The organism is Waltera intestinalis, assembly GCF_009695995.1.
Lineage (GTDB): Bacteria > Bacillota > Clostridia > Lachnospirales > Lachnospiraceae > Acetatifactor > Acetatifactor intestinalis.
In genome coordinates, this window is the sequence record NZ_VUMU01000018.1 from 1 (window position 1) to 22872 (window position 22872).

Sequence of the window (22872 nt, forward strand, 5' to 3'; positions counted from 1 at the left end):
CAAGTCCGGAAGGGATAAACGCTGAAGGCATCTAAGCGTGAAGCCCCCCTCAAGATGAGATATCCCTCAGAAATGAGTAAGACCCCTTGAAGACTACGAGGTAGATAGGAATGAGGTGTAAGCACAGCAATGTGTTCAGCTGACATTTACTAATCGGTCGAGGGCTTGACCAAAGGTTTTGGATAGGAAAGCAGGATGTAAGTCAGGATATAAGAGATGAGGTTTCAGTGTTCGGTTTTGAGGGAATAAATATTTCTTCACATTTAGCTTTGTAACTTTTTGAGAATGCGCAGCATTCTCTTAAATAGCTTATGAAGCAAGATATTTTCCTCGATAGCTCAATGGTAGAGCACTCGGCTGTTAACCGAGTTGTTGTAGGTTCGAGCCCTACTCGGGGAGTTTTTTTATCAGATACATTAGATACGCCAAGCGGCGATAACACGCGGCTCCATGGTCAAGCGGTTAAGACATCGCCCTTTCACGGCGGTAACACGGGTTCGATTCCCGTTGGAGTCATTTAATTAAATATGGCGCAGTAGCCAAGTGGTAAGGCAATGGTCTGCAACACCAGTATCCACCGGTTCAAATCCGGTCTGCGCCTCTCCTGAAGGGCCTCAGAAATGTAATGTTTCTGGGGTTTTTTTCTAAAAAAGCTTACGCATAAAAGAAAAGAGATGCTTATATGCACGTAAAACAAATCCATAGTACAGAGAAAAGCAACTGTGACAGGAAAATTATACTTACGGTATATTTACACAGAAAGAAGATCAAATAGAAGTGCCATTCAAGATCCGGACAGCATAAAATGACTGTTTTATAATTGAAATAAAAATGTAAAAGAAGGTACTGCTGGGGAAAGACTATGGGAAATCAGGAACTGGACTATCTGGTTGTAGTGTATATGAGTTTACACAAGGGAGAATGAGTACATGAAAGTAGCAATTATTTATGCATCGGTTCATCATGAAAATACCAAAAAGGTGGTGGAAGCAATCGCCGGTGAAAACGTGGTAGATCTGATCGATGCCACGAAGGAAAAAGAAAGAGATTTGTCTGGATATGACCTGATCGGCTTTGCTTCCGGGGTGTATTATGGAAAATTTCATCAGACAGTACTCAATTTTGCTTCTGTCAATTTACCGGCAAATAAAGATGCTTTTCTGATCTGCACCTGTGGCGGCAATGCGGCATTCCGGTCAATAGAAGAAATTATAAAAAGCAAGCAGGGGAAGGTTGTCGGGAAATTTTCCTGTAAGGGGTACGATACCTTCGGACCGTTCAAGCTGGTTGGGGGGATTGCAAAGGGACATCCCAATGATAAAGATCTGGCAGATGCGGTAACATTTTATAAAGGAATCATTCGGAGGTAGACAGAAATGGCAAAGGATCAAAGATTCGAGATAGTAAAATGAAAACTGAGGAAACCATAAAACTTATCAAATATGTTACCGGCTCCGTAGCGGCCGTACTGCTTGCAGCAGCCCTGCAGCTTCAATTTGCGTATGCCGCAGGAATTATTACTCTCCTGACGATCCAGGATACGAAGAAGGAAACTGTGCGGATAACAGCGAAGCGCATGATCATATTTGTGATCATGACAATCTTGTCAGCAGTGATCTTTCCGCTTGCCGGATATCACGTGTGGGCGTTCGGTATTGTACTGATCCCATATCTGTTTAGCTGCATGGCATTAGACATGAAGGAAGCGATTGCTCCTATTGCAGTGCTTTGTACGCATTATGTTTCAGCTAAGAGCTGCAGTCCGTCCATGATTCTGAACGAATTCCTGATCCTGGTGATCGGAGCGGGGATAGGCACACTGTGGAATCTCTATATGCCGGATGGCAGAAGACAACTGTTGGATTATCAGAAAACAGTGGATGACAAAATCGTGTACATCTTACGCAGAATGGCGATCTATATAGAACTGGAGGACAAGACGGATTATACTGGAGGCTGCTTTGATGAACTGGATGCAATGCTTGTGAATCTGAAAAAAGAGGCATTACGATATATGAATAATCATCTGATCACAGAGGATGATTACTATTACGAATATATGCAGATGCGGGCAAGACAGTGCGTGATACTGAAAAGAATATATGCAGACATCATCCGTCTGACCACTACACCGGAGCAGGGGAAAGCACTGGCAGATTTTATACGTCAGACTGCCGATGAGTTTGCAGAACAAAATAATGTGGAAACCCTGCTGTCGGAGTTAGAGAGACTGCACCACTATTATGAACAGCAGCAGCTCCCGGTCACGCGACAGGAATTTGAAAACCGGTCCATGCTGTATCATATCCTGGAAGATATGAAAGCGTTTCTTGATATCAAAAAAGACTTTATCACAGCAAGGTGATGTATTATAATGTAAAAACCAAATTAGATAAGAAAGTGGAGGAAAACATATATGTTAGAAGCAGGAAAAAAAGCACCCGATTTTGAATTGCCGGATCAGAACGGCGTAATGCATAAATTAAGTGATTATGCAGGGAAAAAAGTGATTTTATATTTTTATCCAAAGGATAACACACCCGGATGTACGAAACAGGCATGCGGTTTTTCAGAGAGATATCCGCAGTTTGTGGAAAAGGGTGCGGTCATTCTTGGAGTTAGTAAAGATTCCGTGGCTTCTCATAAGAGATTTGAAGAAAAATATGGTCTGGCATTTACACTTTTAGCTGATCCGGAACGTAAAGTTATTGAAGCCTATGATGTCTGGAAAGAAAAGAAAAACTATGGAAAATTATCTATGGGCGTGGTAAGGACCACATATCTTATCGATGAACAGGGAGTCATCATCAAGGCTAATGATAAAGTCAAAGCAGCAGATGACCCTGAAAATATGCTTAAGGAATTAGAAGGATGAAAATCATACTGTCTCCTGCAAAAAAAATGGTAAGCGATACGGACAGCCTTGCACCGGTTAATGTGCCAAAACATATGGATCAGACAGCAGAGATATTGAGTTTTATGAAGAGTCAGTCCAAAGAGGAGCTGAAAGCAGTCTGGAAATGTAACGATAAGATTGCCGAACAGAACTTTCACAGACTGGAAACTATGGATCTGTACCGTGGACTTACTCCGGCAGTATTATCCTATGAAGGAATCGCATTTCAGTATATGGCACCAGCTGTGTTTGAAGATAGACAGCTTGCATATGTACAAAAGAACTTGAGAATCCTGTCTGCGTTTTATGGGGTTTTGGAACCAATGGATGGGGTGACACCGTACCGGTTAGAAATGCAGGCAAAGGTCGGGATAGGAGATGCAAAAAATCTGTATGATTACTGGGGGGAGAGATTATATCGTTCAGTGATTGATGACAGCAGGGTTATCATTAATCTGGCATCAAAAGAATACTCAAAATGCATAGAAAAGTATCTGACACCTAAGGATACCTATATTACGATCTCCTTTTGTGAGTTATCGGGAAATAAACTGGTAACGAAAGGGACATATGCCAAAATGGCCCGAGGGGAGATGGTCCGGTTCATGGCAGAAAGAGAAATTGAGAATCCTGAAGAGATACGAAAATTTGACAGACTTGGATATACTTTCAGAAGAGATTTGTCATCTGAATCGGAATATGTATTTGAACGAAAATGATTAATGTGAATTGCTGATATGAGTATGGATATGGCTGCCTGCTACAATCTACGCAATTCACTTTGAATTGAAGGAGGTAAAGATAGATGATGAAACGTAAGTTGATTTTAACCGGCGCAGCACTGTCCCTGGCAGTGGCTATGACCGGATGTGGCGGTAAACCAGTGATAAATCAGCAGCCAAGCAGCCAGGAGAAGAATGCGGTAGATACCCAGGCACAGACGGAGACGACAGTCCCCGCTGCCGATTCTGCCACAACGCAGAGTTCTGTCGCAGCTTCCGCGCAGACGGTAACCGGCGCGGTGGATGAGGAAACAGCACAGAAGATAGCTCTTGAGCATGCCGGAGTGAAGGCAACGGATGCAACGATCACCAAGTCAAAGCTGGACTATGAAGGCAGACGCCAGGTATATGAAATTGAATGGTACGCAGGCGGTAAGAAGTACGACTATGAAATAGCCGTGGATACCGGTGAGATTTTAAGTTCCGGATACGATGAAAAAACATCCGGATGGAGTGGCAGCAATAGCAGTAACGTCACTATTAGTGAGGCAGATGCGAAGCAGACAGCACTTGGCCGTGTAAGCGGTGCAACGGAAAAGGACATCTACGAATGGCAATTCGATTATGACGATGGACGTTCGGAATACGAAGGCAAGATCATCTATGGCGGAACGGAATATGACTTTACGATCGATGCATCCAGTGGAGCTGTCATAGAGTGGGAGGCTGAAAGCGTCCGTTAGTTATGCTCATAAAAAAGTAAGGGGTTGTATCCCCGGTAACAATCATGTATAGAAAAAGGATAGCGTAACCGCATGGCGGGAAGCGCTATCCTTTTTCCTTTCATATCAATTCTTCGATATAATTATACATATATTATTCCATGCAGTAAAGAATAAGTACAATAATGATAGTGAAAAGTTAAATGATAGATATTCCAAGAAATGAGGTATTTATGCATGGGAGAAAAGTACTCAAAAGAAGAGCATGATAAATGTAAAAAGGTTGCAGAAGCTTTCCGGGAATTGTATGATATGTTAGGTGATACCTGTGTCCTGGATGCAGGTGAATTTGGATTTGTATACTTAACATATTATAGGGAGCGGAAATCCTGCTTTGATAGAAATAAGGTATATCGTAATGCAGAAGAACTGTTTGAAGCATTGTGGGATGAGTGGCTTTACAGTGAAGTGATGCAGCCTGTATATGGGACAGAGGATGCGGAAGCAGGCTTTGAAGAGATCTACCGAAAGCTTCCGGATGAAAGAAAGCAGGAATATGCTGTAAGGAAGCAGCAATTTATGGATCTGGCAGAATTAAAACCGGAATGAGATACAAATAGTATATTTTATATTACAGGTATAATGACAAGTGCAAAATTCTGTGATATTGTATCCGGACTGGGAGAGTAGCTGGAAGGATACAGAAATAGAAACCAGTTTGAACGTACCGCTTACCTTAGATGAGGGCAGGCGGTATTTTTTTATGCTCCTTTAACTCAATTGGTAGAGTAACCGGCTTTTAACCGGTAGGTTGTGGGTTCGAGTCCCATGAGGAGCACTACCGCTAAATAGATGTTTATAGATAGAGTCTCAGCAGAAAAATGAATGACGGCAGACCACAGTTGGCATAGGAGACATAGCCGCTACGCTCGATCATTATGATCTGTGCATGTTCATCCAGTCGGCGGATACGGGCGGCGTCGGTGGTGCCAGGAACGATCTCGCTCATCGGCTCGCCGCAGCAGATGACAGGGACACCTGCGTCCTTAACTTTGGCAATGATGTTGCCGCAATGTTTGCAAATGTAAAACTTCTGCTCTATGATGATTCTCTTTTTTTTAATAGTTTTCCGCGTGAATTTCAAAGTAGCTCTGGGGATGGTTGCAGGCAGGGCAGATCTCGGGTGCCTTCTCACCGATTACGATATGACCGCAGTTGCGGCACTCCCATACCTTGACCTCACTCTTAGCAAAGACCTCTGCCATCTCCACATTGTGCAGCAGGGCACGGTAGCGCTCCTCATGGTGCTTTTCGATGGCGGCGACCAGACGGAAGCGTGCGGCAAGCTCGTGGAAACCCTCTTCGTCGGCGGTTTTGGCGAAGCCGTCGTACATATCCGTCCATTCATAGTTCTCACCCTCAGCGGCGCAGAGAAGATTTTCAGAGGTATCGCCAATGCCGTTCAGTTCTTTGAACCACAGCTTGGCGTGTTCCTTTTCATTATCAGCGGTTTTGAGGAACAGCGCCGCGATCTGCTCGTAGCCTTCCTTCTTGGCCTTGGATGCAAAATAGGTATACTTGTTGCGTGCCTCGGATTCACCGGCAAAGGCAGCCATCAGGTTTTTTCGGTTTGAGTTCCTGCGTATTTCGTTTCTTTCATGGTTGATGCTCCTTTCAGCTTTTCTGCTCATATTATAACACGGACTCGTGGTAAAAAACATATTTTCATTTTAAGTGATTCCATCCATCTTTATCCCGCAGCGTGATCGCCCCTCGTCTGATGCACAGTCATAATACCAGTCTAAACGTTCGTGTAACTTTTTGATTTTCTTATTGAACTATGATATGATTTTATATAGAGCATTCGAGGAGGTTAACATGTTAAACAGAGAAATACGATCAGACAGGAAAAACAAAAATATAATAGGTATGATACAAAGCTGTCTTATATTGATCCTGGTGCTTCTTATTATTATGATAATGGTACAGATTACCAGGTTACAAGGGACTGCGCGTGTGATCAATTATGCAGGTCTGGTGCGTGGAGACACGCAGCGCATGGTGAAATTAGAAATTACAGGAAGCCGGAGCGATGAATTGATAAAATATCTGGATGATATTCTGAGCGGATTAAGATATCAGGATGGACATTATGATCTGGTAAAGCTCCACGATAAAGAATATCAGGATAAATTGCAGGTTCAGAGTGATTATTGGGAGAAATTAAAAAAAGAAATCGAGGCAGTAAGAAGCGGTGGCTATGAAAATACAGATATTGTTAATATGAGCGAAATTTATTTTCATATGGCAGATGAAACGGTATTTGCTGCGGAAAATTATTCAGAAAAAATCGCAGTAAAGATTCGTACGATAGAACTGTTGTCAGCGCTTAATATGTTGTGTCTAGTGATTCTGGTTATTATGCAGACGCTGGCAGCTATGAAGATGGCAATGAAAAATAAGCTGTTAGAACAGAGGGCATATACGGATGCCCATACCGGATTGCCTAATAAATCTGCCTGTGAGGCTCTGCTTAGAGATCAGGATATGATCATTGAGCCTACAGCCTGCATCATGTTTGACTTGAATAATCTGAAGACAGTAAACGATACCATGGGACATTCGGCAGGAGACCGGTTGATCATGAATTTCTCCCGGCTTTTACGCAGCGTGATTCCGGACAAGGATTTTGTGGGAAGATATGGCGGAGATGAATTCATGGCTGTGATTTACCATACAGATAAAACGGAGATTGGGGAACTGTTACAAAGCTTAAGCAGAGAAAAAGACAGATTAAATAGTAATGAAGATCAAATCCCGATCGACTATGCATGCGGATGGGCACATTCAACGGATGAAGGAACCTGCACACTGCAGATGTTATTGGATAAGGCAGATTCCTATATGTATGAAAATAAAAAACTATGTAAGAAGCGTAATTTATGTTCACGTTAAGGAACTCAATTGTCAAATGACTTCAGAACCTTCTTCATGGGTGTCGAACCATGAAGTTTAGGCCTTGTTGTATTATTGATGTGATTTACCATTGAACTGGAGGACAAGACGGATTATACAGGAAGTTGCTTTGATGAACTGGATGCAATGCTTGTGAATCTGAAAAAAAGGCATTACGATATATGAATAATCATCTGATCACAGAGGATGATTACTATTACGCGTTTCTTGACATCAAAAAAGACTTTATCACAGCAAGATAATGCGAGACTTTGACCAGCAAACATAACAATATGAAAAAAGAGATCAGGAGGCTATCAGAAATGACGGAAAGAGAAAAAATGTTAAGCGGAGAGTTGTATGATTCGTCGGATAACGAATTGGAACAATTACGTTTGCATGCACGTAAATTATCAAGAAGATATAATTTGATAGATGAAGATCAGCAAGAAGAGCAAAATCAGATATTGAGGGAATTATTGCCGGCAACAGAGGAACTTCCGTATTTGCAGGCCCCGGTCTATTTTGATTATGGATGTCACACTTCCTTCGGAAAATGTAGTTATGCTAATTTTAATTTCACATGCTTAGACGTATGTGAAATACATATAGGGGATAATGTGATGATCGGTCCTAATGTTACATTGGCAACTCCTATGCATCCCTTATTGCCGGAGGAACGTAATGTCAGGACGAGAGAAGATGGCAGCCTTTATACTCTTGAATATGCGAAGCCGATCACTATAAAAGATAATTGCTGGCTGGCATCCAATGTGGTTGTATGTGGTGGTGTTACCATTGGGGAGGGATGTGTAATAGGAGCAGGAAGTGTTGTGACCAGAGATATTCCTCCGTATAGCCTGGCAGCCGGCAACCCATGCCGTGTTATTCGCAAAATAACCGAAAAAGACCATATGTAAGATAGTTTTTAGTGTTGGTGGCACTGATCTCGACATTAGTGATCCGTTCAAATATAGAGAAGATCACGGAGGTCTGGTCTCCGTCATTGGAATATCTGCAGGATTTAGAGACAATGACTGCGAAATACAGAATCAAACAGTATCAGCATCTGGTAGAATCAGATGCTGCCGTTATGACATCCTGTGAAGAGGAAATTCAGAAGCTGGAGAGTCAGATCCAGGATACCGGTGCGAATCTGGATGCCATAATGTCTGCAGACAGTGATGCTCAAAAAGGACAGGACGATTACGAAGCAGCAAACGCTGCATGGGAAGATTATTTTATGTGGTGATATGTGTGCTGCTTGCGGCATTCCTTTTGGGACAATATATTTACCCAAGTGAACGGGAAACGGTCACGGAGGAAAGCATTACTTATACGGGAACCTTTTATCGGGTGCTGGCAGATGGAACAGAAGAGGAGATTCCGGTCCCGGGCAGATGTGATGTGCCTGCAGGAGAGCTTCTGGAAATACGATCGCCATCAGATCCTCTCTGGAGAATGTGCGTATTTACATCGGTGGGGAACTGAGGACGGTGTATGATACGGAGAATACCAGACCTTTTGGAAAAAATTCTGCCAGCCGGTATGTATTCTGCGAGACATCCGATGAGGATGCGGGACAGGAAGTGCGGATAGAGCTGCAATGCTTTACGAAAAAGTATTCAGGTGTTGTCAACAAGGTATATTGCGGGGATAAATCAGATATCTGGGCATATATGTTCCACTGCTATTTTATGGTAACTCTGATCGCCTGCGCCATGCTGTTTGCCGGGCTGGTCGTGCTGATCATCAGTCTGGTGCTTGATATTATATATAAGACGAGATTTGATCTGGAGTATCTGGGATGGTGCATGCTCCTGGGAGCAGTGTGGATGTTGGGAGAATCGAAGCTGCGCCAGCTGTTTGTTTCCAATGCTTCTATTCTGTCGAATATGTGCTTCTTCGCTGTGATGCTCTGCCCGGTTCCAATCCTGTTCTATATTGACAGTGTACAGCAGGGAAGGTACCGGAAGGTCTATCATGTGGCAGAGTGTATCACCTGTGTGAATTTTGTGATATGCACGGTCTTACAGGTACTGAATATTGCAGATTTTATCTCGACAATGTTCTTGTCCCATCTGGTGATCGCAGGAACGGTCCTAACAATATTTATCACCATTTGCCGGGATCTCATCAAGGGAACGGCGAAACATTACAAGCTTCCGCTGATCGGACTGGTAGCTGCCATGATCGCAGTCATGCTGGAGGTGACAGCGGTGTATCGGGTGGTGTCACTGTCCGGGATCTTTATCGCAATCGGACTGGTGGTCCTGCTGGTCGTTACGCTGATCCAGACAATGGATCGTATTCGTGAGCTGGAGCTGGCCAGGCAGAGAGAGGCAAGGGAAAGCCTGGATTATCTGACAGGTCTTCCCATTCGTCATAAGGGTGAGGCACTGATCCTTGAAAAAATGCAGAAGCAGGATGGCTGTCTGGGATTTGTGGATATGGATAATCTGAAGAAGATCAATGATGTCTATGGACATAAGGCGGGGGATCGTGCCCTCAGACGGTAGGAGCGGTGCTCACAGAGTGCATGGAGAACGCAGTGGTCTGCCGGTTGGGAGGAGATGAATTCCTGTTCTATCTGCCGGAGGTATCGGAAGCAGAGATGAACACGCGGGTGAGAAAGCTGTTTGACAGCTTTCGTGCGGCAAAAAATGCTGCGACGGAGACTTCACCGGCATCCTTGTCCTGCGGTCTGTGCATGTGCAGACAGGGAGGAAACTTTGAAGAATATTATATAAAAGCGGATAAGGCATTGTATTATGTCAAACAGAACGGCAAGAATAATTACCGGTTTTATGAGGAGCTGGAGGAACAGCAGCCGGATGCTGACTACAGAAAATAACAAAACCAAAAGAATGATCCAAGAAAGGGTGCCAGATAAGCAGGCATCCTTTTTCTATAAATTTTTTATTAAAAAGTTTACAAAATTTTACGATAATGTTCAAAAATATACAATATATCAAAAACGATGTAGACAAACAATAAAAAAATGGGTAATATGTATATATAATCAGCCAGACGAACGAAAAGTATGTACAATATGCTACATAAATAAAGCAAGAAATATAAAATAAGGAGGAATATTGCCGATGAAACAGTTCAGCTATATCATTAAGGATGAAATCGGTCTGCATGCACGTCCTGCGGGACTGCTCGCCAAGGAAGCGAAAAAGTATCAGAGTACAGTGACACTTTCCTGTAATGGAAAATCAGCTGCAGCAGGCAAACTGATGGCGATCATGGGAATGGGCGTGAAGCACGGAGACAATGTGGAAGTCACGATAGAAGGAGCGGATGAAGATACCGCCGCAGCAGAGCTTCAGAAGTTTTTCCGTGAGAACCTCTAGGAGAAGACCTGCACGACAGAGTTTGGAAGGTAGAAAATGGAAAAATATATTGGAAAATCCGTATATAAGGGAACAGCGATCGGACCTGTGAGTGTTTTGAAGAAAAAGGACAGTCTCGTTAAGAGGATCCATATCGACAACACAACGGAAGAATTGAAACGGCTGGATGCGGCTAAGGAACGTACGATGACGCAGCTGGGACAGTTATACGAGAAGGCTCTGCAGGAGGTCGGAGAAGTCAATGCAGCCATTTTCGAGGTGCATCAGATGATGCTCGAGGATGACGATTATCAGGATGCCATTCACAGCATGATTCAGAACGAAGAAGTGAATGCAGAGTATGCGGTGGCAGTGACCGGTGATAATTTCGCAGAGATGTTCGCCAACATGGATGATGAATATATGCAGGCCCGCTCTGCGGATGTCAGGGATATCTCCAACCGGCTCGTCCGCAATCTGTCCGGGGAGGAGCAGATTGACTGGAGTACTATGGAGCCGTCGATCATTGTGGCAGATGATCTGACACCCAGTGAGACGGTACAGATGGATAAGAGTAAGATCCTGGCCTTTGTCACAGTACATGGTTCGACGAATTCCCATACTGCGATCCTGGCACGTATGATGAATATTCCGGCACTGATAGGGGTACCATTGGAACTGGAGAAAATCCATAACGGAACCCGGGCTATTGTGGACGGCAGGGAAGCGGTATTTTACCTGGATCCGGAGGAAGAGCAGATCCGGCAGGCAGAAGCGGCACAGCAGACGGAACAGAGACTAAGAAGCCTGCTGGCAGAATACAAGGGACGTGAATCCGTGACAAAGAGCGGACGCAAGGTCAATGTATATGCAAATATCGGCAGCGTACCGGATGTGGCATATGTACTGGAGAATGATGCGGAGGGAATTGGCCTGTTCCGCAGTGAATTCTTATATCTCGGAAGGAATTCTCTTCCGGATGAGACAGAACAGTTCAATGCTTACCGTCAGGTGCTGCAGATGATGGCAGGGAAAAAGGTCATCATCCGTACCCTTGATATCGGTGCGGATAAAAATGTAGATTACCTCGGACTGGGCAAGGAAGATAATCCTGCCATGGGATACCGTGCGATCCGGATCTGTCTGGAGCAGCCGGAGATCTTCAAGACCCAGCTGAGAGCACTTCTCAGGGCGGCAAAATACGGAACATTGGCTATTATGTATCCGATGATCATTTCCGTGGAGGAAGTGCTGGATATTCAGAAAATCGTGGCTGAGGTGGCTAAGGAGCTGGAGGAAGAAAAGCTTCCTTACGCAATTCCGGAACAGGGAATTATGATCGAGACTCCTGCAGCTGTCATGATGAGTGAGGAGCTGGCGGAGCATGTTGATTTCTTCAGTATCGGCACGAATGATCTGACACAGTATACTCTGGCTATCGACAGGCAGAACAACAGACTGGACAGATTCTATAATCCACATCATGAGGCAGTCCTGCGTATGATACAGATGACTGTTGACGGAGCACATAAGCATGGAAAATGGGTCGGCATCTGTGGAGAACTGGGAGCGGATACGACACTGACAACACGATTTGTACAGATGGGAATTGATGAACTCAGTGTGGCACCGTCCATGGTACTGAATGTCCGTAGTAAAATATGCGAAATGGAGTGAGAGATTCATGAGAATATACAAAGCGAAAGATTATGCAGATATGAGCAGAAAGGCTGCAAATATCGTATCGGCACAGGTTATCATGAAACCGAACTGTGTTCTCGGACTGGCTACGGGATCCACACCCATCGGTCTGTATAAACAGCTGGTGGAATGGTTCCGCAAGGGAGACCTGGACTTTTCTGAGGTTATGACGGTGAACCTGGATGAATATAAGGGGCTGAGCCGGGAAAACAATCAGAGTTATTACTATTTTATGCACCAGAATCTGTTTGACCATGTGAATATCCCGGTGGAAAATACACATCTGCCAAACGGAATGGAACCGGATTCGGAGAAAGAATGCCGTAGATATACGGAACTGATCCAGTCACTGGGCGGCGTGGACCTGCAGCTTTTGGGAATTGGACATAACGGGCACATCGGCTTCAACGAACCGGGAGAGAGTTTTGACAAGCAGGTACATTGTGTGAACCTGACAGAGTCTACGATCGAAGCCAACAAGAGATTCTTCGCATCGGCGGAGGATGTCCCGAAGCAGGCATATACCATGGGGATCAAGACCATTATGCAGGCGAAGAAAATATTGATCGTAGCCAGCGGCGAAGACAAGGCGGAGATCGTACAGAAAGCTTTCTTCGGACCCATCACACCGCAGGTGCCGGCATCGGTATTACAGCTTCATAATGATGTGACACTGGTGGCAGACGAAGCAGCGCTCAGTAAGCTTTCTGAATAAGAAAGGGGAAGCTGATAGGTCATGAGAATCAGAAATGCAAATATATATACAGAGGAGCATCGGTTTGTCAGAGGAGATGCAGCCGTGGAGAACGGCAGGTTCGTAAGCTGTACCGGGGATCCGGCAGGTGAGGAAGCTGTTGTGGATGCGGAAGGCATGTATCTGATACCGGGCCTGGTGGATATTCATTTCCATGGTTGTAAGGGCGCGGATATGTGTGACGATACGAAGGAAGCACTGGATGTCATCACAGCATATGAGGCATCTGTCGGTGTGACAAGTGTCTGCCCGGCTACCATGACGATCCCTAAGGATGAACTGCTGGAGGTCATGAAAAATGCCGGCAGCTATGAGTATTCCGGTGGATCCCACCTGGTGGGCATTAATATGGAAGGACCTTTTATCAGTCCGGCGAAAAAGGGTGCTCAGGCTGCAGAAAATATCATGCACTGCGATTATGAATATTTCAGTCAGCTGCAGAAAGCGGCGAATGGGCTGATCAAGCTGGTAGATATCGCACCGGAGGAGCCGGGAGCGATGGAATTTATCGACAGAGCCAAAGGAGAAGTGGTCATTTCACTGGCGCATACAGCTTCCGGTTATGATACAGCAAGGAAAGCCATTGAACATGGAGCATCTCATGCAACACATTTGTATAATGCAATGCCGCCGCTGAACCACAGGGAGCCCGGCGTGATCGGAGCAGTGAGAGATTCAGAGAAATGTCATCCGGAGCTGATCTGTGATGGTGTACACATTCATCCGTCAGTGATCCGTGCAACATTTGCGATGTTTGGTGCTGACCGCATGATCCTGATCAGTGACAGTATGCGTGCAACGGGCCTGGAGGATGGTGAATATACGCTGGGAGGACAGCCGGTTACTGTCAGAGGCAATCTGGCTACCCTGCATGACGGCACGATCGCCGGATCGGCGACGAATCTGATGGATTGTATGCGGTTTGTAGTAAAAACCGTAGGCCTCCCGTTAGAGACGGCAGTGATGTGTGCCACGGAGAATCCGGCGAAGGAGATCGGCATTTTCAATGAAGTGGGCAGTATATCCGTTGGTAAGAGGGCAGATTTCGTACTCCTGGATCAGGAACTGAACATTGCAGCGGTATATATCGACGGAAAGGAGTTCACATGTTAGATTTTTTGAAAGGTAAGCGAAAAGGTAATTGTATCGGATCTCCATGTAAGGGGAAGGCAGTTGCTCTTACGGAGGTACCGGATCCTACATTTTCCGAGAAAATACTGGGAGACGGATTTGCAGTGATCCCCTCTGAGGGTAAAATATATGCTCCCGCAGACGGAGAGGTGACCGTGGTATTTGATACGCTCCATGCGATCACCATGACAACGGATCAGGGAGCGGAGCTTCTGATCCACATCGGACTGGACACCGTGACACTTAAGGGAGCCCCCTTCACAGCACATGTTGCTGCCGGAGACCATGTCAAAAAGGGCGATCTTCTGCTGGATGCGGATCTGGAGAAGATTCAGGAAGCTGGACTGCATATCATCACTCCGGTCCTGGTCTGCAATACTGATGAATATAACAAGATCAGTATTCTGAAAGAGGGAGAGGTATCTCCCGGCGAGGACGTGCTCCAGATCTCTTAAGAGCAGTACGTCCGTATCAACTAATGAAACTGACCGGAACTGTTCCGGTTTAGTATAATGTAAAGGAGGAGAAATGTATGAAGTTTCTTCAAAAACTGGGTAAAGCGTTAATGCTTCCCGTAGCGGTTCTGCCGATCTGCGGTATCCTCATGGGTATTGGTTACTGGTTGTGCCCGGCAACAATGCAGGGTGGTGAGATCCAGGGTGTAGCAAATCTGATCGGTCTGTTCCTCGTAAAAGCAGGTGGTGCTTTGATCGACAACATGGCGATCCTGTTCGCAATTGGTGTAGGTGTCGGTATGTCAGAGAAAAATGACGGTACCGGAGCCATCGCAGCTCTGGCTTCCTGGCTGATGCTCACAACACTTCTGTCTACCGGATTTGTTACGACCATTATGCCCTCCATCGCTGAGGATGCTACCAAGACACTGGCATTCAACAAGATTGCGAATCCCTTTATCGGTATTATTGCCGGTATTATCGGTTCCATGTGCTACAACAAGTTCAAGGATACCAAGCTTCCCGACTGGCTGTCCTTCTTCAGTGGTAAGCGCTGCGTAGCTATCGTAGCAGGTGTGGTATCTATTCTGGCGTCTGTTGTACTGCTGTTCGTATGGCCTTTACTGTTCGGCGGTCTGGTAGCTCTCGGTGAAGCCATTGTAGGTCTGGATGTAGTCGGCGCAGGTGTTTATGCTTTCCTGAACCGTCTGCTGATCCCTACCGGATTACATCACGCACTGAACAACGTATTCTGGTTCGATACCATCGGACTTGGAGATCTGCAGCACTTCTGGGCAGGTGAGACAAGCGCTGATGTATCCTGGAGCCTTGGAATGTATATGTCCGGCTTCTTCCCTTGTATGATGTTCGGTATCCCCGGTGCGGCTCTGGCAATGGTAAAATGTGCAAAGCCCGCCAAGAAAAAGGCAGCGATCGGTCTGGTAGCTTCTGCAGCAATCTGTTCCTTCATCTGCGGCGTTACCGAGCCCTTTGAGTTTGCATTCATGTTCTTAGCTCCCGGACTGTATGTGATCTACGCAGCACTGTACGGCATCTTCACCATGATCACTGTTGCCCTCGGCTTCCGTGCAGGCTTCAGCTTCTCCGCAGGTGCGATGGATCTGCTGTTCTCATCCTCCCTGCCTGCCGCACAGAAGATCTGGCTGATCATCCCTCTGGGGATCGCAGCATTTGCTGTATTCTACTTCGTATTCCTCTTCGCTATCAAGAAATGGGATCTGAAGACCCCCGGTAGAGAAGATGATGATGTAGAAGCAGAGAAGAAGATCGAGCTGGCAAATGATGATTTCGCAGCAATCGCAGCAACCATTCTGGAAGGCTGCGGCGGCAAGGACAACATTGCAAGCATTGACAACTGCATCACAAGACTGAGACTGGAAGTAAAAGACATTACCGCAGTGAATGATAAGGTGATCAAATCTGCAGGCGTAGCCGGTGTCATGAAACCCGGTAAGACCTCCGTTCAGGTAATCATCGGACCTAAGGTTCAGTTCGTAGCGGATGCATTTTCCAAGCTTTGCGAATAATAGAGAACTGATAAAACTGAATATATGACCGGAAGAAAGACCTGCCTGGGAAGACCATGCGGGTCTTTCTTATACTCAGGGCAATGTTGGTGGGAGTATTGGCACCACAGTATCTGTCTTATATACATAAGGCAAAGGTCGCTGCAGACCAGGCGAATCTGAAGAACTATTTTACGGAGATCCAGCTGGATTATATTACTACAGGAAAGTATAACCCGGCAATATATAGCATGTCTTCGGATATACCGGATTCGCTGAAGCAGCGTGAAATTCATTTTCTGAACAGATCGACAGCCAAAATGCAGGCCGGATATTTCTCGGTGACAGAGGACACACGAGGGAAGGGGGGATACAATATCTATTATTATTGTGATGAGTGCCTAAGTGATAATGCTAGTGTGAAAAATAAGCATCTGGATACCTGTGCGACAACATTTCTGTGATGGCGCTTGAGAGGAATATGTTATCTTCCCAGACATAACCCGATATTATCAGAAATATAGCAGATGTACCCATGCTTCCCGGCGTAGGCGGCTGCCTGCCTGCGGATGGTGGGATCCGTTGCGTATTCCAGGGTGTAAGCGGTACAGCCGTGTGACATAGCCAGGTCCAGATACTCAGTATAGTATTCACGCGTGCTTTGATCATTTTTAGTATAGATATCCTTTGAAAAATCATACGCAGTAAAAACGTTCTCCTGGTTTACCCCATCGATGAGAACGTTTTTTTCTGTTGTAAGATATTTTTTTACAAAGCAGTCCCCACCGTTGATCATGATCTTTCTGCCGGTATGGTCCATATAGTCCAGAATTGTAAGGATTCCGTCATAGATGGATTCCTGCGGATAGTTATAGTATACATCCGTGTTATCGACAAAAAAGCCGTCCACACCCTTCTGTACCAGGGCGTCTACTCTGGAAGCTGTACATGCCTGCCATTCCGGAGCTGAGACATCGATCCATTTTTCCTCCGGCCAATTCTCATAGGCACCCAGAGTATATTTCTCAAAGTCTGTATCATAGGACCGGAAGCTCTCGATCGATCCAATATTGATATAGGAGTAGATTTCACGGATACCATTTTCTCTTAAACGGGCAATGTCATTTTTGGAAAAATATTCCGCATCTATGACAAGCAGATCAATGTCAGAAAGTTTTTCTGTGATTTCAGAATCTTCGCCGATCAGGACAACGTATTTTTCTGCTTCATCGGAAGGATCAGCGGAGCAGGCACTGAGCAGGGCGGCAGATAATATCAGAACGAGAACATATATTTTTCTTAAGAATATCTTCGTTTTCTTCAATTAACGGCACCTCCTTTTTCCACGATCAGCACTCATATCTGCATCCAGATAATTATACAATAGATGACATTGCATTTCATCTATTTTAGAGCGTTTGGAGGGAAGAAAGCAGGAAGGAAGCATAGATAGAAAATGTTGTGAAAATATTGGTAAAAATGGCGAAAATGGCGAAAAATATTGCAATTTGTGGTATAATTTTTGTGTAAATCTAAGATGATGCCGGGATCAAAAATTTCCGGCTTTGATGCGCTCAACGGTTAAGATGACCGGGAAAGTAGGAAGCTATATGAAGATTCAGGATTTTTGTGACATGAACAAATTTGAGCAGATCATGAAGAACTGGGCAAGCAGCACAGGACTGGCAACCGTGGCTGTAGGTGCAGACGGAAAATACATCAGTGACTGTTATAATTTTACGGAGTTCTGTATTGATCTGACGAGAGGAAGCGCAGAGGGAAAAAAGCGCTGCGAGCAGTGTGACAGAGAAGGCCATGGTGTGTATCCCTGCCATGCGGGACTTGTGGATTTTGGTATTCCGATCACACTGGAGGATGGAACCGTGCTGGGCAGTATTATCGGAGGACAGGTGCTGCCGGAGAATCCGGATGAGGAGAAGTTCCGTCAGACAGCGAGAGAGCTGGGTATTGATGAGGATAAATATATTAAGGCCCTGAAAAAGGTAAATGTGAAGACTAAGGAGCAGATTGACGCATCTGCTGAGCTTTTAGGCGATGTCATCAATATGTTTGTGAGATCAAGCTATGCTCATCGTAGAAATACAAATCTGGTAGGAGAATTAAAAGGCGGTATTGCAGATGCTGCACAGCAGATCGCAGAAGCGGAAGACAGAACGAAGGAAATCGACGGTTATAGCAAGAGACAGCAGATCCTGGCACTGAATGCATCCATTGAAGCAGCCAGAGCCGGAGATCAGGGCAAGGGATTTGCGGTGGTAGCAACGGAGGTCCAGAAGCTGGCGAGAGATATGGCGACCTCCAGTGAAGCGATCAAGAAGATTCTCGGACAGTTATCTCATACGATCAACAATTTGAATCAGTAAGAAAAAATATAATATAAAGACCGCATTTCTGATCGGTGACAAGGATCGGAAATGTGGTCTTTTGGCATTATTACTATCAATGTATTCAGAAAAGAAGACGATATACATAGTAAGATAACTGTGAAAACAAACGGATTTGGCATCTATTTTCAAGGAGGAGATCAGTATGACAGAGATAGGGGTAAGCAGCATCGGTGCATATGCTGCGCAGAGTAATTACAGCAAGAATACAAAGAACAAGACAATGAAGGATACGACGAGTGCTGCAGGCACGGCCGGCACTTCTGAAGCGAAACAGACGAAGGGAACGACTGGGAATTACGGCAGGACCATCGGTCAGCCGGAGCTGTCGGAGAAGGCTGCGAAATACTATGAGCAGCTGAAGAAGAAGTACGGAAATTATGATTTTATTCTGGTCAGCAGAGATCAGAAGGAGAATGCAAAAGCCAATGCTGCAAAATATGCCAATGGCTATAAGACGGTTGTTCTCATTGATGAGGACAAGATCGAACAGATGGCGACGGATGAGAAATTCCGGAAGCAGTATGAGGGAATCCTGAGTGGTGCTGCTGCACAGATACAGCAGTTAAAGACCAGCCTGCAGAGTTCTGGTGCGAATGTCAAGGGCTTTGGAATGCAGGTAAATGATGGAGGAACACTGTCATTTTTTGCAGTGCTGAAGAAGTCAAGCGCAGATCAGAAGGCAAGAATCGAGAAAAAAGGCGAGCAGAAGAGAGCAGAGAAAAAGGCTGCGGAGAAGAAGGCAGCTAAGAAAGAAAAGGAAGAACGGCTAAAAGACAAGAAGTCGGATACGGTAACGATCAGCGCCATTTCCATAGAAGAACTGTTGTCTAAGATAGAAACCTACAATTTCAACACACGGAGTGACAGTGTGCAGACCGCAGACGAACGGCAGGTCGGCCAGAACTTTGACTTCAGAGGGTAAGGTGAGGTTGCATGATTTCTATGGGGAAGACCGGAGGTGTTTACGGGAGCGGCAATACCGGTTTGCCGCAGGCATTTTCCGGAGGAAGAAAGACGCAGAACAATCAGAAGAGTATCTTCGGAGCAAAAAATAAAAGTTCTGTTACCGATATCCGGCGGATGTTGGCGAGAGATGACCGGAACGGCCAGATGCAGGCGGCGAACAGCTGGAGCCAGGATTCCATCGTTACAAGTTCCCTGAGTTACAGTGAATCGCTGCGCAATCAGAGGCAGCAGACGAAGAACACGACGCTGGCTTTGAAAAAACTGAAATATCAGTTTAAAAATATTTCATCCAAAATACTGCGGAGCAAGACGTCCCAGGCGGCAAAGCAGGCAGCCGGGCAGGCGCGGAGAGAAGTCCTGCGCCTGAAACGGCAGAAGCAGAGCGGAAATTATGATGATGACGAGATCGAAGCAGCAATCAACCATGCCAAAGCCATGGAGCGTGTAGCGAAGAAAAAGGCGAAACACTTAGAAGAAGAGGAACTGGCGAAGGCAGCCGGCGGAATCTGCCAGGGAGACCGGATCAGCGAAGAAGAAACGAAGGATGCGCAGGACACAGAAGCGGAAAATGTGCAGAATGCGGAAGAAATGTCAAGGGATCTCTCCGCATATGAGTATGCAGGCAGTGAGGCGTATGCAGGGGATAGCTATGATATATCCGACTATATTGATCTTGGCATAGATGCATTCTATGCGCAGACAGGAGACTTTATGTCGGAAATGAGCGATTTCACCTCGGAGATGATGCAAGAGATGTCCGATAGCTTACGCAACCTGATGGAAGAGATGGGGCTGGATGGATTATCAGATAGTGCGGTCTCTGTGAATAGGGAGATGGATCCCGCAGACCTCAAGATGATAAAGATCAAACACCGCAACAAAGAGATGAAAGAAATCGTCAAGGCAGATGCGGAATACCTCAAGGCAGTGTTTGACCATCTGGAGAAAATGAAGGACAATCCCGTCATTCCCTCCGGAGGCGGCGTGAGCTTATCTGCCGGATACTCCGGGACATCTTTTTCTGCCGATGCCGCTGGAATCGGTGCTCAGGTCGCACCTGCTCCGGTGATCGATATTTCGTTATAAAGTAGTATTCTGAGGAACTTAGGGTATCCCGATTTTCATACATTAAAAGACATGAAAATCGGGATATTTTCAGTTTGTTTATGCAGACGGTGAGACAAGGACCTTTCGCTACGCGTCGGAAGAACAGGGATTATGGATAGGTGAGAACGAACGCTGCCTGGTGGACGGCCAGGCTTTCTATGACTGGCAGGAGCGTCTGATGGAAGCGGTGCAGAAGTAAGCACGTGACAGACGGGTCGGTAGAATGTAGACTATAATTACAGAGAGTCTATAAAACATCGACTATGCCTTGCCGGGGGTGGCTTAAGCTGGCGGATTACACTTATGAGGAAGCTTGGGCGACTTTTAATGATCTGATGCCATATGGCGGGTGATAAAGACGGTCTCCGGAAAACTGGTGTTAGAAAGATGAATTAATACATAACAAAAAGATAATAATATATAAGAAACAAAACGATAAAATATCAATAGTTTCTACTACACTAGAAACTATTGATATTTTTCTGCAAAAATTCTATAATAAAAGAACTGGAGGTGGAAGTAATGATTATTCGGGAAAGATATATGGACAATATCAGAGATTTTATTGATAAACCGGTCATAAAGGTCATCACCGGTATGCGACGAAGCGGAAAAAGTGCCCTATTGGAATTGACGAGGCAGGAACTGCTTGGTATGGGCAAAGATCCGGATCATATTATTTATATAAATTTTGAATCATTAAGATACGATCATTTAAAAGAATATAAAGCTTTATATCGGAACCTGATAGAACTAGAGGAAAAGATTTCGGGAAAATTGTACATTCTCCTGGATGAGATACAGGAAGTGGACGGCTGGCAGCAGGCAATCAACTCTCTGCGTGTAGATATTGACTGTGATATCTATGTGACCGGGTCGAATGCAAGATTGCTATCCGGAGAACTGGCTACGTTGCTAGCAGGCAGATATGTGGAGATTCGTGTATATCCTTTGGATTTTAAGGAATATCTAGAGTTTTCTGGAACCAATGAAGGAGAAGCAGAATTGTCCATTCAGGAAAATTTTTCCAACTATGTTCGATTTGGGGGGCTGCCGGGCATCCATCAGATGACATGGGAAGAAAGTAGGATTATGCAATATCTTCAGGACATTTATAATTCTGTTTTATTAAAAGATGTGATTGCAAGGAATAATATCAGAGATACTGCATTATTGGAAAGTATTATTAGATATCTTATGGACAATATCGGAAATACGTTTTCAGCAAAAACAATTACTGATTTTTTAAAGAGTCAGGGAAGAAAGCTAAGCATAGAAACCGTTTATAATTATCTAAAGGCTTTGGAGAGCGCATTCCTGATTCATAAGGTTGTAAGATTTGATATTAAGGGGAAGAAAATACTGGAAACGCAGGAAAAGTATTATCTTTCGGATTTGGGAATCCGACATGCGGTTATGGGATATCAAGATAATGATATTGCAGGAGTGTTGGAAAACATTGTATATCAGGAACTGCTTCGCAGAGGATATACAGTGACGATAGGAAAACAGGGTGTTGCAGAAGTGGACTTTGTGGCAGATAGGCTGGATGAAAGATTATATGTTCAGGTATGCTACATTCTGACACCGGAAAATACAAATCGGGAATTCGCTCCCTTAGAGGCAATCACAGATAATTATGAAAAAGTGGTGTTATCTATGGACACTTTATTACACATTAACCGGGGAGGCATCCGACAAAAAAACATTGTAGATTTCCTGTTGGAAAAATAAAGCAAAATAGAAAGAGGACATTATGAAAAAACAATATAAATTAACAGCATTGGCGCTGACTGCCTGTCTGTACTGGAATATCCCACAGACAAATGGTACGTCAACGGCAACAACGCCCGCCTTGAGAACGGGATCTTCTATGGGGCTTCGGTAATGAACGGCTATGCCCAGCCGGACACCTGTTTTATGTTTGCCTATGATCTGGAAAATGAGAAGCTGCTGTGGCGGAGCGCCGACCAGACCTACAACAGCATGAATTTCCTTGTGAAAGGAGAAGTGATCGACCGCCTGCCCCTGAAAAAGATGCCGGACCTCATGACAGAGAAGGATGATCGGTTGTATGTGCACACCTATAGTTACGATTATGTGATTGGGATATTTTAAATTGACAATATCAAAATAATTAGCATCAGTTAATGAAATTGTGATAAAAATATCGTTTGTGTGAATGCTTGTG

The 22872-nt window shown here is 45.0% G+C and carries 23 protein-coding genes, 4 tRNA genes, 1 rRNA gene and 3 pseudogenes; 28 read left to right on the forward strand and 3 right to left on the reverse strand.

Going from position 1 to position 22872, the window contains the following annotated elements; all coding sequences use genetic code 11:
• From FYJ59_RS12170 to FYJ59_RS12220, 11 genes are all read left to right on the forward strand, one after another.
• Positions 1–173: ribosomal RNA gene (locus tag FYJ59_RS12170) — 23S ribosomal RNA — on the forward strand; the annotation flags it as partial.
• 154 nt (positions 174–327) lie between these two features.
• Positions 328–399, forward strand: a tRNA-Asn gene (locus FYJ59_RS12175).
• Positions 400–444: 45 nt separating this feature from the next.
• Positions 445–516, forward strand: a tRNA-Glu gene (locus FYJ59_RS12180).
• 13 nt (positions 517–529) lie between these two features.
• Positions 530–601: transfer RNA gene (locus tag FYJ59_RS12185), tRNA-Cys, on the forward strand.
• Positions 602–929: 328 nt separating this feature from the next.
• Complete coding sequence (locus FYJ59_RS12190; RefSeq protein WP_154497759.1) at positions 930–1370, forward strand: flavodoxin family protein; 441 nt, start codon at positions 930–932, stop codon at positions 1368–1370.
• Positions 1371–1408: 38 nt separating this feature from the next.
• Positions 1409–2365 (forward strand): aromatic acid exporter family protein, encoded by a 957-nt coding sequence (locus FYJ59_RS12195; RefSeq protein WP_154497762.1) that lies wholly within the window; start codon positions 1409–1411, stop codon positions 2363–2365.
• 51 nt (positions 2366–2416) lie between these two features.
• The gene (gene bcp, locus FYJ59_RS12200; RefSeq protein WP_154497765.1) at positions 2417–2875 is read left to right on the forward strand and encodes a thioredoxin-dependent thiol peroxidase; all 459 of its coding nucleotides are present in this window, start codon (positions 2417–2419) and stop codon (positions 2873–2875) included.
• A complete protein-coding gene (yaaA, locus tag FYJ59_RS12205; protein WP_154497768.1) occupies positions 2872–3615 on the forward strand; it encodes a peroxide stress protein YaaA in 744 nt (247 codons plus the stop codon). The genes bcp and yaaA overlap by 4 nt, the downstream gene beginning before the upstream one ends.
• 86 nt (positions 3616–3701) lie before the next feature.
• The gene (locus FYJ59_RS12210; protein WP_154497771.1) at positions 3702–4361 is read left to right on the forward strand and encodes a PepSY domain-containing protein; all 660 of its coding nucleotides are present in this window, start codon (positions 3702–3704) and stop codon (positions 4359–4361) included.
• 216 nt (positions 4362–4577) lie between these two features.
• On the forward strand, positions 4578–4949 hold the full coding sequence (locus tag FYJ59_RS12215) for a hypothetical protein (RefSeq protein WP_154497774.1): 372 nt from the start codon (positions 4578–4580) through the stop codon (positions 4947–4949).
• A 156-nt stretch (positions 4950–5105) separates the two neighbouring features.
• Positions 5106–5178: transfer RNA gene (locus FYJ59_RS12220), tRNA-Lys, on the forward strand.
• Between the two features lie 90 nt (positions 5179–5268).
• On the opposite strand, the pseudogene FYJ59_RS14470 reads toward FYJ59_RS12220, so the two are convergent.
• Both FYJ59_RS14470 and rbr read right to left on the reverse strand, forming a co-directional pair.
• Positions 5269–5442: pseudogene (locus FYJ59_RS14470) on the reverse strand (desulfoferrodoxin family protein); the annotation flags it as partial.
• A 16-nt stretch (positions 5443–5458) separates the two neighbouring features.
• A pseudogene (gene rbr / locus FYJ59_RS12230) lies at positions 5459–6000 on the reverse strand (rubrerythrin).
• Between the two features lie 218 nt (positions 6001–6218).
• Here rbr and FYJ59_RS12235 point away from each other — a divergent pair.
• From FYJ59_RS12235 to FYJ59_RS12285, 12 genes and pseudogenes are all read left to right on the forward strand, one after another.
• Positions 6219–7295 carry a GGDEF domain-containing protein gene (locus FYJ59_RS12235; RefSeq protein ID WP_154497777.1) on the forward strand — a complete coding sequence of 359 codons (1077 nt, stop codon included), beginning with the start codon at positions 6219–6221 and terminating at the stop codon, positions 7293–7295.
• Positions 7296–7618: 323 nt separating this feature from the next.
• The gene (locus FYJ59_RS12240; protein ID WP_154497780.1) at positions 7619–8215 is read left to right on the forward strand and encodes a sugar O-acetyltransferase; all 597 of its coding nucleotides are present in this window, start codon (positions 7619–7621) and stop codon (positions 8213–8215) included.
• Between the two features lie 17 nt (positions 8216–8232).
• Positions 8233–8547 carry a hypothetical protein gene (locus FYJ59_RS12245; RefSeq protein ID WP_328597242.1) on the forward strand — a complete coding sequence of 105 codons (315 nt, stop codon included), beginning with the start codon at positions 8233–8235 and terminating at the stop codon, positions 8545–8547.
• Positions 8523–8786 (forward strand): hypothetical protein, encoded by a 264-nt coding sequence (locus FYJ59_RS14175; RefSeq protein WP_235898036.1) that lies wholly within the window; start codon positions 8523–8525, stop codon positions 8784–8786. The genes FYJ59_RS12245 and FYJ59_RS14175 overlap by 25 nt, the downstream gene beginning before the upstream one ends.
• Before the next feature lie 923 nt (positions 8787–9709).
• Positions 9710–10149 (forward strand): annotated as a pseudogene (locus FYJ59_RS14180) (GGDEF domain-containing protein).
• Between the two features lie 247 nt (positions 10150–10396).
• On the forward strand, positions 10397–10654 hold the full coding sequence (locus FYJ59_RS12255) for an HPr family phosphocarrier protein (RefSeq protein ID WP_154497783.1): 258 nt from the start codon (positions 10397–10399) through the stop codon (positions 10652–10654).
• A gap of 36 nt (positions 10655–10690) precedes the next feature.
• On the forward strand, positions 10691–12310 hold the full coding sequence (gene ptsP / locus FYJ59_RS12260) for a phosphoenolpyruvate--protein phosphotransferase (RefSeq protein ID WP_154497786.1): 1620 nt from the start codon (positions 10691–10693) through the stop codon (positions 12308–12310).
• A 7-nt stretch (positions 12311–12317) separates the two neighbouring features.
• Positions 12318–13049: a glucosamine-6-phosphate deaminase gene (nagB, locus tag FYJ59_RS12265; RefSeq protein ID WP_154497789.1), complete on the forward strand. Its 732-nt coding sequence runs from the start codon at positions 12318–12320 to the stop codon at positions 13047–13049.
• 21 nt (positions 13050–13070) lie between these two features.
• Positions 13071–14201 carry an N-acetylglucosamine-6-phosphate deacetylase gene (nagA, locus tag FYJ59_RS12270; protein WP_154497816.1) on the forward strand — a complete coding sequence of 377 codons (1131 nt, stop codon included), beginning with the start codon at positions 13071–13073 and terminating at the stop codon, positions 14199–14201.
• Positions 14195–14674, forward strand: coding sequence for a PTS sugar transporter subunit IIA (locus FYJ59_RS12275; protein ID WP_022154621.1), 480 nt, complete (start codon positions 14195–14197; stop codon positions 14672–14674). The genes nagA and FYJ59_RS12275 overlap by 7 nt, the downstream gene beginning before the upstream one ends.
• Positions 14675–14751: 77 nt before the next feature.
• The gene (locus tag FYJ59_RS12280; protein ID WP_154497819.1) at positions 14752–16221 is read left to right on the forward strand and encodes a PTS transporter subunit EIIC; all 1470 of its coding nucleotides are present in this window, start codon (positions 14752–14754) and stop codon (positions 16219–16221) included.
• A 56-nt stretch (positions 16222–16277) separates the two neighbouring features.
• Positions 16278–16664, forward strand: coding sequence for a hypothetical protein (locus FYJ59_RS12285; RefSeq protein ID WP_154497822.1), 387 nt, complete (start codon positions 16278–16280; stop codon positions 16662–16664).
• Positions 16665–16684: 20 nt separating this feature from the next.
• Here the strand turns inward: FYJ59_RS12285 and FYJ59_RS12290 are convergent, their stop codons facing one another.
• Positions 16685–17524, reverse strand: a complete 840-nt coding sequence (locus FYJ59_RS12290) for an endo alpha-1,4 polygalactosaminidase (protein WP_154497825.1) — start codon at positions 17522–17524, stop codon at positions 16685–16687.
• Between the two features lie 286 nt (positions 17525–17810).
• Here FYJ59_RS12290 and FYJ59_RS14310 point away from each other — a divergent pair, with 286 nt between their 5' ends.
• The 5 genes from FYJ59_RS14310 (at position 17811) to FYJ59_RS12315 (ending at position 22799) form a co-directional block, all read left to right on the forward strand.
• Entirely contained in the window at positions 17811–18584 is a 774-nt protein-coding gene (locus FYJ59_RS14310) for a PocR ligand-binding domain-containing protein (RefSeq protein WP_154497828.1), read from the forward strand.
• A gap of 166 nt (positions 18585–18750) precedes the next feature.
• Positions 18751–19530 (forward strand): DUF6033 family protein, encoded by a 780-nt coding sequence (locus tag FYJ59_RS12300; protein ID WP_154497832.1) that lies wholly within the window; start codon positions 18751–18753, stop codon positions 19528–19530.
• Between the two features lie 20 nt (positions 19531–19550).
• On the forward strand, positions 19551–20660 hold the full coding sequence (locus FYJ59_RS12305) for a hypothetical protein (protein ID WP_154497838.1): 1110 nt from the start codon (positions 19551–19553) through the stop codon (positions 20658–20660).
• A 543-nt stretch (positions 20661–21203) separates the two neighbouring features.
• On the forward strand, positions 21204–22415 hold the full coding sequence (locus FYJ59_RS12310) for an ATP-binding protein (protein WP_154497841.1): 1212 nt from the start codon (positions 21204–21206) through the stop codon (positions 22413–22415).
• 153 nt (positions 22416–22568) lie between these two features.
• Positions 22569–22799 (forward strand): hypothetical protein, encoded by a 231-nt coding sequence (locus FYJ59_RS12315; RefSeq protein ID WP_154497844.1) that lies wholly within the window; start codon positions 22569–22571, stop codon positions 22797–22799.
• The last annotated feature ends 73 nt before the right edge of the window (positions 22800–22872 follow it).